Source organism: Stenotrophomonas sp. YJH_SMC_80 (assembly GCF_059372495.1).
Genome location: NZ_JCAFVP010000009.1, coordinates 105414 through 121415, shown reverse-complemented (window position 1 = coordinate 121415; position 16002 = coordinate 105414). Strand labels below are relative to the sequence as shown.

Here is a 16002-nt window from a genome sequence, read left to right as displayed (position 1 = left end):
CGCTTCAGCCTCGAATTTCTTGACGCACTGCTCATTGCGCCGCCGTTTAGGGAAGCGCTAGGATCCGCCCAACAAAGGCCACCCCGGTGGCCGTAGAGGTCCCGGCGGGGGGCGGCACGCCGGTGATTGCCTGACAGTCCGCCGACGGTGTCCGGATGCTGGGGGAAGCATGGCAGCGGTCCCGGAGGCTTCTACGTCACGTTGCGTGCTCTGGTTTGGCGAGCCGCTGGCAAACGAGCGCAGTGCGCTGGCGGCAGCGGGCTGGTATGTGCGCAGCATCCATCCCGATCCCGCCATGGCGATTGGCCTGCGCGGGCGCGATCGTTTGCTCGCCGTGCTCGATCTGCGCCATCTCGATGCGGTCGCGCTGCAGCTGCTTGCGCCGTGGATCGAGCAGCACCAGCATCTACCCTGGCTCGCGGTACTGCCACCGGGTGCCGGACCCACATCACCGGCTTGGCTGCCGTTGCTGCAGCGATGCTGCGCGCGCTTCACGCTGCCGTTCGGCCTGCAGGACCTGGTGTGCGCAATGCGCCAGCAGTTCGACGCGGATGATCCGCCTGTCGACGCAACCTGCGGTGGGCACGGACCGCACGCGCTGATTGGCGAAAGTGCCGCGTTGCATGCGGTGCGCACGGTGCTGCACAAGTTTGCGCCGGTGGAGCTGCCGGTGCTGGTCACAGGTGAAACCGGTACCGGCAAGGAACTGGCCGCACACGCGCTGCATGCGCTGTCGGGGCGTGCCGGCAAGCCTTTCATTGCAGTGAACTGCGGTGCGATTCCGGCCAACCTGGTGCAGTCGGAGCTGTTCGGCCACGAGCGTGGCTCGTTCACCGGTGCCGACAAGCGGCAGATCGGCGTTTTCGAATCGGCCCATGGCGGAACGGTGTTTCTTGATGAGGTGGGCGATCTGCCGGCAGAGGCACAGACCAGTCTGCTGCGTGTGTTGCAGGAGGGAACCTTCGAGCGCGTGGGCAGCAGCCAGCCGCTGCGCGCAGACGTGCGTGTGCTTGCCGCGACCCACGTCGAACTGGAACACGCGGTAGCGCAGGGGCGGTTCCGCAGCGATCTCTACTACCGCCTGAATGTGCTGCGCCTGTTGATGCCACCGCTGCGCGAGCGCGGCGCCGACGTGCAGCTGCTGGCCGAGCACTTCCTGCGCTGCTTCCGGTTGCGCCACAGCGTGCGTGCACGCGGCTTCGCACCGGCCGCAGTACAGGCCATGCGGCGCTTCGACTGGCCCGGAAACGTGCGCGAACTTCTCAACCGTGTGCAGCGTGCAGCGATCATGGCCGAAGGCGAGCTGATCAGTGAGCGTGACCTGGAGCTGGGCGCATCGGCGGCGGTCCTGCCGGCGGCGATGCTGCACGATGCACGGGGGCAGGCCGAGCGCGATGTGCTGCTGCAGACCCTGCGCCAGACCGGCTACAACGTATCCGAGTGTGCGCGGCAGATGCAGATATCGCGGGTGACGGTGTATCGCCTGTGCCGCAAGCACCGGCTGGAGCTGCCTGCGCAGCGCTGATCAGCCGGCCGCGAGGTGCTTGAACAGGCGCAACGGCTTGCCCGCGACACGCTCGATCACGCCCTTGGCTTCCAGGTCCAGCTGCACGGCCTTCAACCACCAGCCAGCGGTGGCACCTGCCGGGAACAGGGTGGCGGGCAGATGTGGCAGCAGTGCCTGTTTTGCCTGCGCAACGGTCAGGCCGGGCGGTTGCGCAGGCAGGACCCACAGCAAGGCGTGGCGCATGGCGAGATACTTGGCCCGATCCACGCGCTGGATGTGCCCGGGCGTGGTGATGCTCTCGATCTCGATCCGCTCGGGCTCAGACATGGGTATCTCCCGCGACTTCGATGCGCGGGCTGCGGAAGCCCATGGCGATCCACGCCTTCATCAGGCGGGCGTAGAACCGCAGCGAGTGGGTCTTCAGGTTCGGCACATCGTCTGGAAGGACAGACGGGTCAGGAAGATCACGGACCATGGTCCGCATCTCCACGGCGGGTCTTGCCGACGCCGGCCACAACAGGCCATACAGGCTCAGCCAATGGCCACCGCTGAACTCCAGGAACAGCGGTGTATTGCAGCAGCCCGCCACGACGCGGCGGCTGCCGCCCCTGCTGGACAACCGCAACACGCGCAGCATGGAATGTCCGGCATCGATGCTGACGCGATCCTTGCGGTGCATTAGGAAGAGCGTCTGGCCGTGCGGGCCCAGTACGTCCGGTGCTCGGGGCATCGACTGCAGCATGGCGCCGGCCTTGCGGCAGCTGTCGCAGCAGCATTCGACGGTGGCGATGGGTTGGCCCGTGGCGGTCAGGCGCACCTGGCCGCAGGCGCAGGCAAGGGACTGGTGTGAGGCCATCTGCGTTTTCTCCTGGGGTAGTCATCCTCTCGACGAACCGGGGCGCCGAAAATCTACAACATCTGCCTTCAAGGGCGCATCATCCGATAGCGGATGCGGTACAGATCCAACCCTGCGCCGTCCGCGCGCCGCGCCGAATAGGTCAAGGTGTCGGGTTGCGAGCCATCCAGCATCGCGCCGTAGCTGTCGCCGGAGGCCTCGTTCAAGGGGGAGGGCAATGCAAGCCCCGCGTCATAACGGTCTCCACGCGCGTAGGCAATGAACTGGCGTACCGGTGCACTGCCGAAGTCCAGGGCGCGGGCAAACACCAGCGTCCGGCCGTCGCCCAGGAAGGTGGCATCGAACTCCTGCGCTGCGGTATTGAGGTCTCCCGGCAGCGGCCGTGCCGGCTGCGCCATGCCACGGACCATCGCTGCGACGTAGAGGTCATGGCCACCCGCACCGCCTGCGCGATCGCTGGAGAACAGCAGCGTGGCTGCGTCGGGCGAGAGCATCGGCGCGAATTCATCGGCCGCGCTGTTCACTGATGGGCCAAGATTGACCGGCTCCCCGAATCGACCGTCGCTCCCCATGCTGACCCGGTACAGATCGTCGCCGCCCTGGCCGCCTGCGCGATCCGAACAGAAATACACCACGCGGCCATCGGCGGAAAAGGCGGGATCGAAGTCGCGCCCCGGCGTGTTGAACGGCACCGGCGTCGCCGGCCGCCAGCGCTGCCCATCGTTGCGGGAGACCCAGATGTCATACCCGCCCGGACCGCCGGGCCGGTTGCGGCTGAACCACAGTGCGGTTTTTCCGTCCGGGCTCAAGGTCAGTCGAATCTCGTCGTACTGCGTGGATGCAACGCCCGGGGCAAAGCGCTCGGCCGGGCCGACGATCTGCAGCACCCTGGATGGAGGCGCGGGAGCCGACGCAGCAACCAGCAGCATCACGGCCAGCAGCGCCTTCATGCTTGTCGCTCGAAGTCGCTGACCCAGTTGGTTTCCCAACTGCGTCCACCATCGGTCGAGGCCGCCTGTTCCCAGCGCGCCGAACGCGGGGTGACGCGTGACCAGATCACCCGTGTCTGGATTGTTCGACCGTCGTGCTGGTCTTCGCCGAAGAAGCGGCCGACACCGGCCTGGAAACCTCCGCGCAGTGGCGCGCCGATCCGGGTTGGCTCCCGGCCATCCAGCCACCAGCTCAGCCAGTGCCGCTCCGCCGCATTCCAGGCGCGGATGCCCATGCCGCGCAGCGGCGCTCCAGGCATGTGCATCAGGTTGTCACCCACGTTGCCGAATCCCCCCAGGACCGGCCAGTTGTGCAGGGTGCCGTTGAACGCGTCCCATGCATCGCTGCCTGCCAGCCGAGCGCGCAGGCGGCGATGGCGCACGTTCCAATGGCCCACCAGGAAATCAAAATCGCCCGGTGCATCCGGCAGCTTCGGAAGCGGAGAGGGGACCGCAGCAGTGCGGCGGAACCAGTTGCGCCAGTTCACTTCCCAGTGCGCACCGGCATCGTCGGAGAACGCCTGTTCCCACCACGGCTCCTCGCCGTGGATGTCGTGCCAACGGAACCAGACCTCGATGGGGCGCCCGTCGATCCGGTCGGTGCCGCGGAAGCTGCCGGCATCGCCCTTGAAAGCGCCGCGCACAGGGGCTTCGATATGGGCAGGGTTGCGGCCATCGATCCACCAGATCGACCACGTGGAAGACACCGGATCGAATGCACGCACGCCCAGGCCCCTGTAGGGGCCCGAAGGCAGCGCCATGACGTTGTCATCGATGGTGCCGAGTCCGCCCAGGGTGAGCCAGACCGCGCTGGAACCGGTGAAGGACTCCCAACGGGTATCGCCGACCAGGCGGTCCTTCAGGCGTCGGTGCCGGACCTGCCAGTTGCCCTGCAACCATTGCCAGTCTTCGCTGTGGCTGGGCAGGGCCCACCCGGGGGGCAGCGCCGTAGATGCCGCCGTGGCGGCCAGGGTGGCCAGGAACTGCCGTCGATCCATGTGCGTGATCCCCTGTCGAAGGTGCCTCCATCGTTGCGCGTACCAGGGGGATTGACCACGCAGATATCGGGGCTCAGGCTAAGTCACACTTATGGTCACCCAACGTCAGCTGCCATCGCTTGCCGCCATCCGTGCCTTCGAGGCGGCGGCGCGGCTGGGCAGCTTCGCGCGTGCCGCCGAGGAGCTCGACACCAGTGCGGCGTCGGTGAGCTACCACGTGCGGCGGCTGGAGGCCCAGACCGGGATCTGCCTGTTCCTGCGCCACGCACAGCACGTGGAACTGACGGTGGCGGGTGCCAGCGTCGCCCAGGAGGCGACCCGGGCATTCGATGCACTGCGCGCGAGCTTCATGCGCGCCGCTGACAGGGATGCGGCGCGACTGCGCCTGTCCGTGCTGCCGACCCTGGGCACCAGTTGGCTGACGCCGCGGCTGGGCACGTTCCGCGCCCGCCACCGGCAGTTCGTGCTGGAACTGGACCTGTCGGCAGCGCCGCAGGATCTGGCCGCCGGTCACTTCGATGCCGCCATCCGCAATGGCCAGGGCGAATGGCCGGGTCTTCAGGCAACTCCCTTGTTTCCCAGCGTGTTCACACCGTTGTGTGCGCCGGCGCTGCTGCACGAGGCGCGTGGGATGGGCAGCAGCGCGCTGGAGATTCCTCTGCTCGGGCGGCCGGACTGGTGGGCCCTGTGGTTTGCCGCGCACGGGCACATTCCACCGCCGGCACCGGAGAGTGTCGTCGCGCCCTTTGCTGTCGAACATCTGGATATCGGCGCCGCGATCGCCGGGCAAGGCATCGCCATTGGTTCGCCGATCCTGTTCCAGGCCGAGCTGGACAGCGGGCGGCTGGTGCAGGCGCATCCGGGTGTCGCCAGCGACGGTCGCAGCTTCTGGTTCGTGGCACCCACGGCGCGAAATGGCAGTGCCAAGGTCATTGCATTGCGTGACTGGCTGGTCGAGCAGGCCGCTGAGGCGCGGCACGCGGCACGCCACTACCTGGCCCAGGCGGTGGTGCCATGAACCAGAGCCCCGAACTGCTGCGGCGCCTGCTGCGTGCCAAGGACCGGATGGACCGCGCCAGCCATGAGGAATGGCCGGTCGCGCGCCTGGCCGTGGTCAGTGCGGTGTCGCCGGCGCACTTCGCCCGCTCGTTCAAGCAGGCCTTCGGGCTGCCACCGCACCGCTATCTCCTCAGCCGGCGCATCGAACGGGCCGTGGCGATGTTGCGTGACACCGAGTTGCCGGTCACCGAAATCGCCGCGCAGACCGGGTGGAGCAGCCTGGGTACCTTCGGCCGCATCTTCCGTGACATCACCGGTGACAGCCCGGGCAATGTGCGTGAGCGTGCGGGCCGGGCGGCGTCGGCCAGCGTGCCGGAATGCCATGCACGCGCCGCGCAGCGCCCGGACCTGAAGATCGCAGTTTTGGAGAAGCGCCGCCGCGAGGCGGTTGCTAACGTGGACCCTACCTGAGGGAGGTCCCATGACGAACACTGTGAACACGGTCGGCCTGTATGTGCGCGACCAGGATGAGGCGCTGGCGTTCTACGTCGGCAAGCTCGGCTTCGAAGTGCATACCGACGTACGCAATGGCAGCTACCGATGGCTGACGGTACGCAGTCCGGGCCAGGACGGTTTCCAGCTGGGCCTGTTCGTGCCAGGCCCGCCCACCCACGACGCCGCTACCGCGCTTTCGCTGCAGCAGCTGGTGGCCAAGGGCGCAATGCCGCCGCTGGTGCTGGCCGTGGATGACTGCCAGGCGCGCTACACGCAATGGCTGGCACAGGGCGTGGAGTTCACCCAGGAGCCGATCGAGCGCTATGGCGCCGTCGACGCCGGATTCCGTGACCCATCAGGCAATGGCTGGAAGATGATCGAAGCCCGTTCCGAAGCGAGGCGCCGGCAATGAGCCGCGGTGGCTGGGCACGGCCCGTGCATCGTTGGACCTCGATCGTGTTCACCCTGGCGGTGATCGCCAACTTCGCCGTTCGCGGGCTGGGGCAGGGCGAACCTGCAGCGTGGATCACCTATTCGCCGCTGCCGCCGCTGTTCCTGCAACTGTTCACCGGCCTGTACCTGTTCGCGCTGCACTACGCCGGAAAGCGCCGCAGCGCCGCACTGGGCACTGCGGGCTGAGGCCGCCTCAGGCGGCTGCGTCGGCGGCGTAGGCCGCAAGCAATGCAGGCAGCTGGTCCATGCGCTGGAAGATCACCTTCGCACCCGCAGCACGCAGGGCTTCCGGCGTGCTGTGGTGCGGGCCGCCCTCGCTGAAACCAAACACGGTCGCACCCGCCGCGACGCCGGCGGTGGCGCCGGTGACGGTGTCCTCGATGACTGCACAGCGCGTCGGGTCCACGCCCAGTGCTGCGGCAGCAGCCAGATACACGTCCGGGTGCGGCTTGGTGCGTGGCATGTCCTGGCCGCTGAAGACGTGGTCGCCGAAGGCATCGAGGATGCCGACCTTGCCCAGCTGCAGCTTCACCTTGAACAGGTCCGCACCGGAAGCGCAGGCAATCCGCCCGCCGGTGGCCGCAGCGATCGCACGCACGGCCTCGGGTGCCCCCTGGATCGCTTCAAGGTCACGTTCCAGTGCCCGGTTGCGCTGCTGGCGGAACTCCTCCAGCCATTCCTCGGTGAACGGCTTGCCGGTGCGCTCCTCGATCAGGCCTGCCAGATGGGCCACGGACTGGCCGAGGAAGACTTCACCCGCCTGCGCCGGGGTCAGCGGCCAGCCGCGTGCGGTCAGCATTTCCGAGAGAACGCGGGCGACCAGCGGCTCTGAATCGACGAGTACGCCGTCGCAGTCGAACAGCACGGCATCAAACGGGAAACGGGACATCTACAGCTCCAGGGGGCAATGCGGTGGTGCAATTGCCCGCCATTTTCCCACAGCCAACCTTGCGTGGCACCCGGAGCGGGTGCCACCCATTCCCGGCAGGCCGGTCAGCCCAGATCACAACCCGCCGGCTGCGGCCAGGTGCTGGCCGGCAGCATGTTCTTCAGCGAGGCCGGTGCGTTGATCGCCACGTAGCTGGCACCCAGCAGCTCTTCCAGATCGGCGATGGTCACCAGGTAGCTGTCGAGGCTGCCGAGATTGGCTTCGTTGGGAATGATCCAGCTGATCGCCTTGGCCGTGCCGGTGTTCGGGTCACGGGTGATGATGGTCTTCCAGAAGAACTCCGGCGTCGGGATGCCGTGACTGGAGAGGAAGTAGTCGTTGGAGGCGTCGCCGTAGACCACGCCACCATAGACATCCACCGGCGCGATGTCGCGGTAGCACTCGGCCACGTTCTCGGCCTTCACCCAGATGCCCTGGTTGAAGCTGGATACCTGCGGAACGATGTTGGTCATGTAGTTGGCGCGGCGGATGTAGGTCGCGTTGTAGTCCATGTGGTTGGAGGTCACCAGATGACCGCGGTCATAGCCGGATCTGATGCTGGCGTAGGAAGCGGTGCTGGTCTGGCCGAGGCAGCCGACCGGCAGGTCGGGGTCCTTGTAGAAGCTGGACGGCCGCGCGGCCGAACCGGCGTCTGCGGTCAGGGTGTATTCGTAGCGGGTGGCGCTGTGGATGCTGCAGTCGTAGGTGAGCACGAAGCCGCCCTTGTTGAGGGTGACGACCTGGGCCTGGGCAGCGCCGGCGAAGGCACTGAGGACGAACGCGAAGAAGAAGCTTGCAAGGCGCATTGAGGTTCTCCAGCAGAAGTTCAGGGCGCAGCCGTCCGCCACGACCAGGCCGAGGCGAAGTCATGGGAGGGCGTTGCGGAGACGGGTGCTACGGATTGCGGTGGGACCTGACCGCACGGTGGGGCCATGCAGGCCCTGCGGTGTCGCAAGCGTCACAAGCTGTCGCCTTTCGGTCAACGACGAAAAGGCGAAGCTGTGACAGCGCGCAAGCACTGGAGAGGTGTCAGATCATGCGCCGCGTGGGTGACATGCGCGCGTGCTAGGGCGTCGTAGCGCAGGGGGTGTACGACTCGATATCCTGCGCAGCAGGACCGGAAACCGCAGGATCGAGCAAGGCGAATGATCCACAGTGAACTGCTTGCAGGGGGCGCTGCGGCTGCCCTGATCGGGGTTGCAATCGTGGCTGCGCTGCGTCGACAGAGACGCCCGCCCCATCGCAGCTTCAAGTGTGGGCGCTGCGGCAACGCTGCCCTCCATGACGAACGTACCAGTGGCGCCTGGCGCGCCGGGAAGCAGCGCTTCTACTGCAGGGCGTGTCATGCCACCTGGCTGCGATCGCATCCGCAGGCGTCCGCGCCGCACCGCGGGGCGTCTGGATGCCTGGGCGTCGTTGCCGCACTTGCATTGATGCCACTTGCGGGCGTGGTGGCGTGGGTGATTCACCGCGCCTGAATGTGATCCTGCATCGATCCAGCCGGCCGCCGGCTTCGAAAGCGCCATGCTGCGTCGCAAGGTGCCACCCACCATTCGCACTGGTACGGTCCGATCCGTTGCACCACCACCGACGGGGAGAGACGACGATGCGCAAGGTATTGCTGCTGTTGATCCTGCTGACCGGCCTGGCGCCCACTGCCTGGGCTACGACGGTCAAGACCACCCATCGCACCATTCCCGGCTGGGATGGAACGCCTCTCGGGGCCTTCGTCATCGAACCGCAGGATGCGGGCGGCGGGCGCTATCCGCTGCTGGTGATGCCCAGCAGCTGGGCGGTGCCCAGCGTGGAGTACGTGGGGGTAGCGCAGTCGCTGGCACAGCGCGGCTATGTGGTGATCAGCTACAGCTCGCGTGGCTTCTGGGAATCCGGCGGCAGCATCGACATCGCCGGGCCCTCCACGGTGGAGGATGTCAGCGCGCTGATCGACTGGGCGCTGGACAACACCCGCGCTGACCCGGACCGGATCGGCGTTTCGGGCATCTCCTACGGTGCGGGCACCAGCCTGCTGGCGGCGGCACGCGATCCGCGCATCAAGGCCGTGGCCGCGCTCAGTGGCTGGGCCGATCTGCAGGCCTCGCTGTACAGCAACGACACCCCGAGCGCGCAGGGCATCGCACTGCTGGTTGCGGCCGGCCTGGTGACCGGACGTCCAGGCGCGGAGCTGGCCACGATCAACCGCAATGTTCTGGCCGGCAACTACCAGGGCGCGGTGGATTCGCTGTTGCCGGTGGCGGCGCAGCGCAGTCCCGCGGCCAGCATCGACGAGATCAACGCCAACCAGCCGGCGGTGTTTCTGGCCAACGCCTTCAACGACAGCCTGTTCCCGCCGGGCCAGCTGGTTGATTTCTTCAACCGGCTGAAAGGCCCGAAGCAGCTGCAGCTGCGGCACGGTGACCACGCGCTCAACGAAGCGCTCGGTGCACTGGGCATTCCCAACGAAGTCTATGACCAGGTGGGTGACTGGTTCGATCACTATCTGAAGGCAGTGGCCAACGGCATCGACCGCCAGCCGGCGGTGCAGCTGAAGTCACAGGCCGGCAGCTGGAGCCGCTACCCGGACTGGCAGGCGACCAGCATGGGTGCGGTCAGCTACGGCCTGACCGCACCCTCTGGTTTGCTGCTGCCGACCGGCGGCCTGGCCGAGCACGGTGGCGGCACCGGCTGGAACTACCGCATCGGCAGCGGTTTGCTGACTGCGGCCAATTCCGGCGTGGCGATGGCCTCCGGCGCGCTGCAGATGATCAACCTGCCGCCGGGTGCCTACGTGCCGTTTGTTGGCCGCAGTGCCGCCGGTGTCTGGCAAGGGCCGATCCAGTGGAGCGCCAAACGCCTGGACGGTGCGCCGGAAGTGCGCCTGACGGTCACGCCCAGCCGTGCCAACACCACGCTGTACGCCTACCTGTACGCCGAGGATGTGCTGGGCAATGGTCAGTTGATCAGCCATAAGCCGTACACCTTGCGCGGTGCTACGCCGGGCCAGGCGAAAACGCTCGACCTGCGGCTGGAAGCCAGCAGCTGGAACATTCCGGCTGGCAGCCGCCTGACCCTGGTGGTTGATACGGTGGATCTGCGCTACTCGGGTATCAGCCAGTTGGGAGGTACGGTGACCTTCAGTTCGCCTGCCAACGCGCCTTCGGTGCTGAAGGTGCCGCTGCATTGATGGAAGGCCGCGCCCGTTGCGGTGGGTGCGGTACGCCAGGCTGGAAAACTGCGAGACTGGCGTTGTTCCGGCAAAGGGATGAATCCATGGTCATTGCAGGGCTGCTGCTCGGTGCGGTGCTTGCGGCGCCCACCGCGGAAGGCGCGCCGAGCGATTGGTCGGACACGCTGTTGAAGGAGCTGGACGCTGCCGACGCCGCCATGCGCGGCAGCCATCCGGGCGCCGCGGATCTGCGGAATCCGGGTTTCGTTCCGCAGCTGGAGGCCGCCTCGGCGCTTGCCCGCTCGCGCACGGCCAACGTCGACAGCTTCGCAGGCTACTGGTGGGCGATGAAGGGTTACGCGGCCTCCTTCAATGACGGCCACGTCAGCCTCAACGCGCTTGCCGGCGCTCCCGATCTTCCGACTCAGTGGCCCGGGTTCCTGACCGGTTTCGACGGTGATGCGCAGGTGGTCATGACCGTGGACGGTGGTCCGGGCCATCCGCCGCTGGGGGCTCGATTGCTGTCCTGTGACGGCATCGATGCGCAGACACTGGCTGCGCGCCGGGTGGGTGACTTCAGCGGGCGCTGGAACCTGCAGGCCAGCCGCATCCAGGGTGGCGGCGAAGTGCTACTGGAGCAGGGCAATCCGTTCGTGCCCACGCTGCGCAGCTGCGTTTTTCAGGTGGATGGACGCGAGAAGCCCTACGCGCTGCAGTGGCAGCCACTGCAGGCGGCACAGCGCAAGGATCGCCTGGCCGATACTCGGCGCAGCTTCCGCCCGGCCAATGGTTGGCACACGGTGCCAGGCGGTGGCTACTGGATCACCACCAGCAGCTTCAATGCCGACCCTACGGAGCAGAACTTCAAGGAACTGACCGCGCTGCTCGAGCAGCTTGCTCCAAAAGCCGAAGCACTGCAGCAGGCACGGTCGGTCGTGCTGGATGTGCGTGGCAACAGTGGCGGTGCTTCGCAGTGGAGCATCGAACTGGCGCGATTGATCTGGGGCCGTGCCGCCGTGGACGCGCTGTCCGATCCCAGCTGGGTGGAGTGGCGGACCTCCGAGGCCAACATCGCCCAGTTGCGCGGCTTCCTGCAGAAGCTGGTGCAGGCGCCCGACGCGTCGCCAGAGCTGCGTCGCATGCTGGAATCGGTGACGACGGGCATGGCACGGGCACGCGGCCGGGGTGAGGCAGTGTGGCGCGAGCCATCCGAGGCCAGGGCAGATACAGCATCAATCGCGGGCCCGGCCGCACCGCTGCGCAAGGGCAGGGTGGTGGTCGTGGCCGATGCCTCCTGCGGCTCGGCCTGCCTCGATGCACTGGATCTGTGGAAGCGGCTGGGCGCGATGCAGGTCGGCGTCGAGACTTCGGCCGACAGCCTCTACATGGATGTCAGGCCGGAGCGGCTGCCGAGCGGACTGGCCAGGATTTCCGTACCGATGAAGGTTTTCCGGGGGCGGATGCGTGGTTCGAATGAACCGCATGTGCCGGATCGTCGCTATGACGGCGACATGCGGGACACACGCGCACTGGAAGCGTGGCTGCTGGCGCTGTGAGGACGCACCTGCCCATGACGCGGGATTCCCACGTGCCGTTGCCGGACGCAACGCTGGGTCAGCGCAGGTCCGGTGGATTCATCGAAGCGTCGCGGACACAGGGATCACCGGCGTCCGGTGTCAGGCGCGCCTCGATGTCCGGTGGAAACTGCGGAATCCTGCTGGTCTGCATCACCACCCAGCGCATGATCGTGTGCAGGTAGTTGAGTGGCAGCATCGTGAGCCACATGAAACCCGGGAGCTGCGCGTCTTCGGCGAAGATGCGCTCCTTGCCGGACGCGAAGCTCTCGCGCTTGCCGTCCAGCGGCATGCAGCAGTGCACCGCGTCCACGACGGCTGCCGGTCCTTCTTCCATGTAGCGCCGCAGGAACTCCCAGTGGGCATGTGCGTTCTCGATGCGAGAGGTCGCGATGCAGAACGCGAACGTCTCCCGTACTGTGACGCCATCCGCGTCCAGGATCAGTCCGCGGACATCCCAGTTGTACCATCCGAAGGTTCCCGTTCCGCGGCCAAGCGTGAAATAGACCTGGTCCCAGGGCACGCTGAGGATGGTGCCATCCAGCCGGAACACGTGTATCTGCCGGTGCTTGCGATCGAGCGCGATCGGATAGTAGGTCCAGCGGAACAGCTCGAGGCAAGCCACCCAGATGCTCGCTGCAGTGAAGGCGGCCAGCATCGCCATGCCGATGAATATCGCCTCCCACAGGCCGTTTTCGTTGGGTAGCCTGTTCACGATCAGCAACCAGAGCAGCATCAGCACGCCGCCCAGCCCGAAGGCAATGCCGATCGCGCCCAGCAGGGCTGCAAAGCCACGCGCGGCGAACCAGCGATCCACCGAAACCAGGCCGTTCGAATTCATCTTCACCACGCACAGCTGTGCCAGCGGCACGACATCCAGCCGCTTCTTCTGCAGCAGGCGGTGCTCGCGATCAAACGCATCCAGTGGGCGGTTGTTGGGAAACTTGTGCGTGTATCCGGTGTAATCCATGGGCGATCCCTGCGCGATTCCAGCGCCCGTTGGATTCTAGCGGGATTCTCCCGGGGGGAGATCAGCGACGAACGTCGAACGGGTGGCTCTCCATCAGCGCCCGGACTTCAGCGTCGCGGGCAGGGCTGAAGTCGCCGGGAATGGCGTGCTTCAACGCGCCCGCGGCCAGTCCGAAGCGGACGGTGCTTTCTGCGTCGAGCCCGGACAGCAATCCGTGCAGGATGCCGGCGGCAAAGGCATCGCCACCGCCGATGCGATCAACGATGCCGGGCAGCGGCCTGGGAGCAGCCTGCGCGCGGGTTCCATCGCGTCCCAGCAGCAGAGCGCCGAGCACGTGATGGTCGGCGCTGATCACCTCGCGCTGGGTGCAGGACAGCCACCGCAGGTGCGGGAACGCGGCAAAGGCAGCGGCCGCAGCGGCCTCGGTTCGGGCGACCGCATCGTCCTGCGCGAAGTGCAGCCCCAGCACCAGTTCGATGTCCCGATGATCGGCAAAGACAATGTCGGCCTCGGCGAACAGCTCACGCAGGATCGCCGCTGCGTCGCCATCCCAGCGTCGCCACAGTGAGGGACGGTAATTGCCGTCGAAAGACACCTGCACACCGGCCGCGCGAGCCGCACGCACGGCACCCAGCACCGACTCGGCCACGTTGGCGCCCAGCGCCGGGCTGACGCCCGAGACATGCAGCAGGTACGCGCCGGACAGCACGGCGGGCCACGCATGATCCTCGGCGCTGCTGTTTGCGAATGCAGAACCGGCCCGGTCATACACCACTTCACTGGCGCGCTGCACCGCACCGGTCGCCAGGAAGTACAGGCCCATGCGGTCACCCTCCACTTCACGCACGGCGGCCACGCCCACGCCATGCCGCCGCAGCTCGGCCACGGCATGCCGGCCCAGCGCGTTACCGGGTACCGTGCTGACCATCTGCACATCGTGGCCCAGGCAGGCCAGCGAGACCGCCACATTGGCCTCGGCGCCTCCCACATGAACCTGCAGTTGCGGCGTCTGCAGCAGCAGTTCACGACCGGGCGCGCCCAGGCGCAGCAGCAACTCACCGAAACAAACGACACGGCTCATCGGTTCTCTCTCACTCGGGGGCGGTGCAGCCCAGCATGCGCAGATCGATGGCATCGGCCATGCGCCGGTAGCCTTCGTCGTTGGGATGCAGATGGTCGCGGGTGATGTCGTTGGGCAACGATTCGGCTGCCTTCGGGTCACGCAGCGCGGTATCGAAATCGATGATGCCATCGAAGCCGCTGTTGCCGCTGCGTGCCCATTGGTTGATCGTGGTGCGGGTGGCGGCCGATACCGGCTCGTAGCGCTCGGAACCGCCGAATGGGGTCAGCGTGCCCAGCCAGGCGCGGATGCCGTGCGCATGCAGCCGCGCCGCAACCTGTTGATAGCCCAGCAGCATGTCCGCCGCATTGCGTCCAGGCAGCGGCTGCGCGCCACCGCCGTGGCGGATGTCATTGATGCCTTCGAACAGGATCACCTGATCGGCGTCGGCCACTGCGATCACGTCGCGATCCAATCGTGACAGCGCACTGTGGCTGCGGCCATGATCAAGCAGCTTGTTGCCGCTGATGCCCTGGTTGAGTACCACGAACCGGTTCGGGCAGGCCTGCTGCAGGCGCTGCGCCAACCGCTCCGGCCACTGGTTGAAGGTGCCGCGGCGTGCGGTGGCGCCTTCCGTGATGGAATCGCCCAGCGCCACGATTACCTGGGGACGATCATCACGCTGCACCATCACTGCCGAGAACACGTTCTGCTGGTAGCTCAGCCGCACGCTGTCGGCGACGGCTGTCTGCCTGCCATCTGCGACCCGCAGCTCGGTGCGGCGCACGGCGGGGCGGGTGGGCTGCGGGAAATAGGCACTCACGCTGATCTCCTGCAGCGCCGCCACCGGCATCCGCACCGGGTCGCTCAGCAGCGCGGCTCCGACCGGCACCTCGATGACCGCGCGGCCATCCACCGTTACCCGCAGCGGTGCGGCCTTGCCGTTCTTCACTCCCACACGCAGGTCCTCGACCCGCAAGGGCGCCGTGCCGAGCTCGTTGCTGATGCGCAGCCGCAGCGCATCGCCACGGCTGCCGATACGCATGTCCTGGCGCACGGTCTGTGCGGCGAACTGTACCGGCGCATCGGACGTTCCGTCCTTGCGGTCGGGCGCGGGCGCGGCCGTCCAGGCAGTGACCCACACGGGTGCGGCCCACACGGCGGGCGCCGTCATGGCGGAGCAGAGCGTCAATGAAAACAGAAGTGTCCAGCGCTGCATGGGCAGGAGTCCGGTCAGGTGTCAGGAGAAGTAGGTGCCGCCGTTGACGTCCAGATTCGCGCCGGTGATGAACGCCGCCGCATCCGAGGCCAGGAACACCGCAGCGTCGGCGGCTTCGTCCGGCGCGCCCTGGCGGCGCAACGGGGTGGCGCCGGCAACGGCTGTGCGTACTTCCGGCTTGGTGAATTCGTCGTGGAAGCGGGTGGCGATCATGCCGCAGCACAGCGCGTTCACGCGGATTCCCTTCGGTCCCAGCTCCTTGGCCATGGCACGGGTGAAGGTCATCACTGCCGCCTTGGCGGTGGCGTAGATCGATGCGCCCGGGCCGCCGCCATCACGGCCTGCCTGCGAGGCGAAGTTGACGATGGCCGCGCCTTCGCGCATGTGCGGCACCACCGCGTGGGTGGTGAGGTAGGTCGAGGTCAGGTTCAGGTCCATCACGGTGTGGAAGAACACCGGGTCGATGTCGGCCAGCGGCCGGCGCTGCACCATGCCACCGGCCACGTTCACCAGCAGGTCGATGCGCTCGCCGAACGCGGCCTGTGCCGCAGCGACCAGGCCGGCGACGGCCGTGGCATCGGTGACGTCGGCGCGATGCACGATGGCCTGGCCACCGGCCGCCTGGATCCGTGCCAGCGTTTCCTGGGCACTGGCCTCATCATTGGCGTAGTTGATGCAGACGCGTGCACCGGCGGCAGCCAGCTTGATCGAAACGGCGCGGCCGATATCGCGGCCACCGCCGGTGACAATGGCCACCTTGTCCTGGAACGACATGCGGAAAACTCCTTGAT

Annotated in this window: 17 protein-coding genes; 7 read left to right on the top strand and 10 right to left on the bottom strand. The window is 67.1% G+C overall.

From position 1 onward, the window contains the following. The first annotated feature begins 169 nt into the window (after window positions 1-169). Window positions 170-1525: a sigma-54 dependent transcriptional regulator gene (locus tag AC5P99_RS15250; RefSeq protein WP_059034510.1), complete on the top strand. Its 1356-nt coding sequence runs from the start codon at window positions 170-172 to the stop codon at window positions 1523-1525. Here the strand turns inward: AC5P99_RS15250 and AC5P99_RS15245 are convergent, their stop codons facing one another. The 4 genes from AC5P99_RS15245 to AC5P99_RS15230 form a co-directional block, all read right to left on the bottom strand. Continuing rightward, window positions 1526-1834 carry a DUF6958 family protein gene (locus AC5P99_RS15245; RefSeq protein ID WP_024957190.1) on the bottom strand — a complete coding sequence of 103 codons (309 nt, stop codon included), beginning with the start codon at window positions 1832-1834 and terminating at the stop codon, window positions 1526-1528. Then, window positions 1827-2363 carry a GFA family protein gene (locus tag AC5P99_RS15240; protein WP_164221250.1) on the bottom strand — a complete coding sequence of 179 codons (537 nt, stop codon included), beginning with the start codon at window positions 2361-2363 and terminating at the stop codon, window positions 1827-1829. The genes AC5P99_RS15245 and AC5P99_RS15240 overlap by 8 nt, the downstream gene beginning before the upstream one ends. Before the next feature lie 68 nt (window positions 2364-2431). Beyond that, complete coding sequence (locus tag AC5P99_RS15235) at window positions 2432-3313, bottom strand: TolB family protein (RefSeq protein ID WP_049450768.1); 882 nt, start codon at window positions 3311-3313, stop codon at window positions 2432-2434. Then, window positions 3310-4350 (bottom strand): twin-arginine translocation signal domain-containing protein, encoded by a 1041-nt coding sequence (locus AC5P99_RS15230; RefSeq protein WP_149501126.1) that lies wholly within the window; start codon window positions 4348-4350, stop codon window positions 3310-3312. Before AC5P99_RS15230 ends, AC5P99_RS15235 begins: the two co-directional genes overlap by 4 nt. A 91-nt stretch (window positions 4351-4441) precedes the next feature. On the opposite strand from AC5P99_RS15230, the gene AC5P99_RS15225 reads away from it, so the two are divergent. The 4 genes from AC5P99_RS15225 to AC5P99_RS15210 are packed head-to-tail and all read left to right on the top strand — an operon-like array spanning window position 4442 to window position 6483. After that, entirely contained in the window at window positions 4442-5368 is a 927-nt protein-coding gene (locus tag AC5P99_RS15225) for a LysR substrate-binding domain-containing protein (RefSeq protein ID WP_049450765.1), read from the top strand. Beyond that, a complete protein-coding gene (locus AC5P99_RS15220; RefSeq protein ID WP_495213300.1) occupies window positions 5365-5820 on the top strand; it encodes a helix-turn-helix domain-containing protein in 456 nt (151 codons plus the stop codon). Before AC5P99_RS15225 ends, AC5P99_RS15220 begins: the two co-directional genes overlap by 4 nt. 10 nt (window positions 5821-5830) lie before the next feature. Then, a complete protein-coding gene (locus AC5P99_RS15215) occupies window positions 5831-6256 on the top strand; it encodes a VOC family protein (RefSeq protein ID WP_049450762.1) in 426 nt (141 codons plus the stop codon). Next, a complete protein-coding gene (locus AC5P99_RS15210; protein WP_033834252.1) occupies window positions 6253-6483 on the top strand; it encodes a hypothetical protein in 231 nt (76 codons plus the stop codon). Before AC5P99_RS15215 ends, AC5P99_RS15210 begins: the two co-directional genes overlap by 4 nt. 7 nt (window positions 6484-6490) lie before the next feature. Here AC5P99_RS15210 and AC5P99_RS15205 read toward each other — a convergent pair whose 3' ends face one another. After that, window positions 6491-7186, bottom strand: coding sequence for an HAD family hydrolase (locus AC5P99_RS15205; RefSeq protein ID WP_099605217.1), 696 nt, complete (start codon window positions 7184-7186; stop codon window positions 6491-6493). 104 nt (window positions 7187-7290) lie between these two features. Next, window positions 7291-8031: a DNA/RNA non-specific endonuclease gene (locus AC5P99_RS15200; RefSeq protein ID WP_495213299.1), complete on the bottom strand. Its 741-nt coding sequence runs from the start codon at window positions 8029-8031 to the stop codon at window positions 7291-7293. Window positions 8032-8831: 800 nt separating this feature from the next. Here AC5P99_RS15200 and AC5P99_RS15195 point away from each other — a divergent pair. Further along, window positions 8832-10406 (top strand): S15 peptidase family protein, encoded by a 1575-nt coding sequence (locus AC5P99_RS15195; protein ID WP_495213298.1) that lies wholly within the window; start codon window positions 8832-8834, stop codon window positions 10404-10406. 86 nt (window positions 10407-10492) lie between these two features. Beyond that, complete coding sequence (locus AC5P99_RS15190; protein ID WP_495213297.1) at window positions 10493-11944, top strand: S41 family peptidase; 1452 nt, start codon at window positions 10493-10495, stop codon at window positions 11942-11944. Between the two features lie 58 nt (window positions 11945-12002). On the opposite strand, the gene AC5P99_RS15185 is transcribed toward AC5P99_RS15190, so the two are convergent. The 4 genes from AC5P99_RS15185 to AC5P99_RS15170 all read right to left on the bottom strand — a co-directional run bounded on the left by AC5P99_RS15185 (window position 12003) and on the right by AC5P99_RS15170 (window position 15985). Next, window positions 12003-12833 carry a DUF6708 domain-containing protein gene (locus AC5P99_RS15185; protein WP_239667434.1) on the bottom strand — a complete coding sequence of 277 codons (831 nt, stop codon included), beginning with the start codon at window positions 12831-12833 and terminating at the stop codon, window positions 12003-12005. 160 nt (window positions 12834-12993) lie between these two features. After that, on the bottom strand, window positions 12994-14013 hold the full coding sequence (locus AC5P99_RS15180; RefSeq protein ID WP_049450750.1) for a sugar kinase: 1020 nt from the start codon (window positions 14011-14013) through the stop codon (window positions 12994-12996). 10 nt (window positions 14014-14023) lie between these two features. Beyond that, window positions 14024-15211 (bottom strand): GDSL-type esterase/lipase family protein, encoded by a 1188-nt coding sequence (locus AC5P99_RS15175; RefSeq protein WP_049450749.1) that lies wholly within the window; start codon window positions 15209-15211, stop codon window positions 14024-14026. A 21-nt stretch (window positions 15212-15232) separates the two neighbouring features. Then, on the bottom strand, window positions 15233-15985 hold the full coding sequence (locus AC5P99_RS15170; protein ID WP_005409758.1) for an SDR family NAD(P)-dependent oxidoreductase: 753 nt from the start codon (window positions 15983-15985) through the stop codon (window positions 15233-15235). Window positions 15986-16002: the final 17 nt, after the last annotated feature.

Bases quoted from the DNA above. Each gene is read 5' to 3' on its own strand.
- AC5P99_RS15245 (WP_024957190.1), bottom strand. From the start codon at position 1,834: ATGTCTGAGCCCGAGCGGATCGAGATCGAGAGCATCACCACGCCCGGG.
- AC5P99_RS15180 (WP_049450750.1), bottom strand. From the start codon at position 14,013: ATGAGCCGTGTCGTTTGTTTCGGTGAGTTGCTGCTGCGCCTGGGCGCG.
- AC5P99_RS15215 (WP_049450762.1), top strand. From the start codon at position 5,831: ATGACGAACACTGTGAACACGGTCGGCCTGTATGTGCGCGACCAGGAT.
- AC5P99_RS15190 (WP_495213297.1), top strand. From the start codon at position 10,493: ATGGTCATTGCAGGGCTGCTGCTCGGTGCGGTGCTTGCGGCGCCCACC.
- AC5P99_RS15220 (WP_495213300.1), top strand. From the start codon at position 5,365: ATGAACCAGAGCCCCGAACTGCTGCGGCGCCTGCTGCGTGCCAAGGAC.
- AC5P99_RS15225 (WP_049450765.1), top strand. From the start codon at position 4,442: ATGGTCACCCAACGTCAGCTGCCATCGCTTGCCGCCATCCGTGCCTTC.
- AC5P99_RS15205 (WP_099605217.1), bottom strand. From the start codon at position 7,186: ATGTCCCGTTTCCCGTTTGATGCCGTGCTGTTCGACTGCGACGGCGTA.
- AC5P99_RS15235 (WP_049450768.1), bottom strand. From the start codon at position 3,313: ATGAAGGCGCTGCTGGCCGTGATGCTGCTGGTTGCTGCGTCGGCTCCC.
- AC5P99_RS15210 (WP_033834252.1), top strand. From the start codon at position 6,253: ATGAGCCGCGGTGGCTGGGCACGGCCCGTGCATCGTTGGACCTCGATC.
- AC5P99_RS15175 (WP_049450749.1), bottom strand. From the start codon at position 15,211: ATGCAGCGCTGGACACTTCTGTTTTCATTGACGCTCTGCTCCGCCATG.
- AC5P99_RS15195 (WP_495213298.1), top strand. From the start codon at position 8,832: ATGCGCAAGGTATTGCTGCTGTTGATCCTGCTGACCGGCCTGGCGCCC.
- AC5P99_RS15230 (WP_149501126.1), bottom strand. From the start codon at position 4,350: ATGGATCGACGGCAGTTCCTGGCCACCCTGGCCGCCACGGCGGCATCT.
- AC5P99_RS15200 (WP_495213299.1), bottom strand. From the start codon at position 8,031: ATGCGCCTTGCAAGCTTCTTCTTCGCGTTCGTCCTCAGTGCCTTCGCC.
- AC5P99_RS15240 (WP_164221250.1), bottom strand. From the start codon at position 2,363: ATGGCCTCACACCAGTCCCTTGCCTGCGCCTGCGGCCAGGTGCGCCTG.
- AC5P99_RS15170 (WP_005409758.1), bottom strand. From the start codon at position 15,985: ATGTCGTTCCAGGACAAGGTGGCCATTGTCACCGGCGGTGGCCGCGAT.
- AC5P99_RS15250 (WP_059034510.1), top strand. From the start codon at position 170: ATGGCAGCGGTCCCGGAGGCTTCTACGTCACGTTGCGTGCTCTGGTTT.